Below are 1,376 nucleotides of genomic sequence, written 5' to 3' on the forward strand. Positions count from 1 at the left end.
CGACCCGACGGCCGAGCAGCGTGCGCTGGCCCGCGGCGGGGCGGTCGTCGACCAGTCCCACCTGGGCGTCGTCACGGTCACCGGGCCGGACCGGCTGACGTGGCTGCACTCGATCACCTCGCAGGACCTCACGGGCCTGCCGCCGCGGACGTCGACCGAGCTGCTCGTGCTCAGCCCGCAGGGGCACGTCGAGCACGTCGCGGGCGTGGTCGACGACGGCGAGACGACCTGGCTGATCACCGAGACGCCGGTCGAGCTCGCGGCGTGGCTCAACCGGATGAAGTTCATGCTCCGCGTCGAGATCGTCGACGCGACCGACGACTGGGCCGCCATCGGCGAGCCCGTGGACGCCGAGGGCACCGCCGACGAGCCGATCACGTGGCGCGACCCGTGGCCCACCGTGGCCCCCGGCGGCACCCGGTACGGGCCGGCGGCCGACGAGCACCCCGGCGCCGACCGGGACTGGCGCCTCGTCCTCGTGCCGCGCGCCGAGCTCGCCACGCAGATCGCGGCCCGCGAGGCCACAGGCTGGCGGCTGGCCGGCACTTGGGCCAGCGAGGCCCTGCGCGTCGAGGCCTGGCGCCCGCGCGCGAGCCACGAGGCCGACCACCGCACCATCCCGCACGAGCTCGACTGGTTGCGCAGCGCGGTGCACATGAACAAGGGCTGCTACCGCGGGCAGGAGACGGTCGCGCGCGTGCACAACCTCGGGCGGCCGCCGCGTCGGCTCGTCATGCTGCACCTCGACGGCTCGGGCCACCTGATCCCCGTCGCGGGCGCCGAGGTGCGCGAGGTCGTGGACGGCGAGCCCGGTCGCGTCGTCGGGCACGTCACCACCGTCGCGCGGCACCACGAGATCGGACCGGTCGCGCTCGCCGTGGTCAAGCGGTCGGTGCCCGAGGACGCGCTGCTGGTCGTCGACGGCGACGCCGACGTCGTGGCCGCCTCCCAGGAGGTCGTCGTGCCGGGTGAGGGCGTCACCGGGGACCGGCCCGCGGCACGGGGGCCGCTGACCCGCGGCCTCGGCCAGCACCCGATGCTCTGACGTCGTGACCGACGCCGCCCGCCTGACCGGCCGCGACCTGCGCGTGCTCGGGCAGGTGCGCGTCCGGCAGGGCCTCGCGCGGGTCCGGGCCGCCTGGTTCCCGATCCTGCAGGCCGCAGTCGCGGGCGCCATCGCGTACGCGATCGCGCACTACTGGCTCGGGCACGCGATCCCGTTCTTCGCGCCGGTGTGCGCGTGGATCGCCCTCGGGTTCACGCTCGACCGGTCGGTGCGGCGGGTCGCCGAGCTCGCCGTCGGCGTGGCGATCGGCGTCGGGCTGGGCGACCTCGTCGCGCACGTCATCGGGCGTGGCATCTGGCAGATCGCGCTC

2 protein-coding genes are annotated in these 1,376 nt (G+C 75.9%); both read left to right on the forward strand.

Annotated elements, in window-relative coordinates; genetic code table 11:
• Window positions 1-1,045: CAF17-like 4Fe-4S cluster assembly/insertion protein YgfZ (ygfZ, locus tag D1825_RS00115; RefSeq protein WP_138066886.1), on the forward strand; the 1,045-nt coding region annotated here is incomplete at its 5' end.
• A gap of 4 nt (window positions 1,046-1,049) precedes the next feature.
• Window positions 1,050-1,376 (forward strand): FUSC family protein (locus D1825_RS00120; RefSeq protein WP_199721425.1); only part of this gene is annotated, 327 nt, incomplete at its 3' end.

Origin of the sequence: Cellulomonas rhizosphaerae (assembly GCF_003470205.1) — a bacterium.
Taxonomy (GTDB): domain Bacteria; phylum Actinomycetota; class Actinomycetes; order Actinomycetales; family Cellulomonadaceae; genus Cellulomonas; species Cellulomonas rhizosphaerae.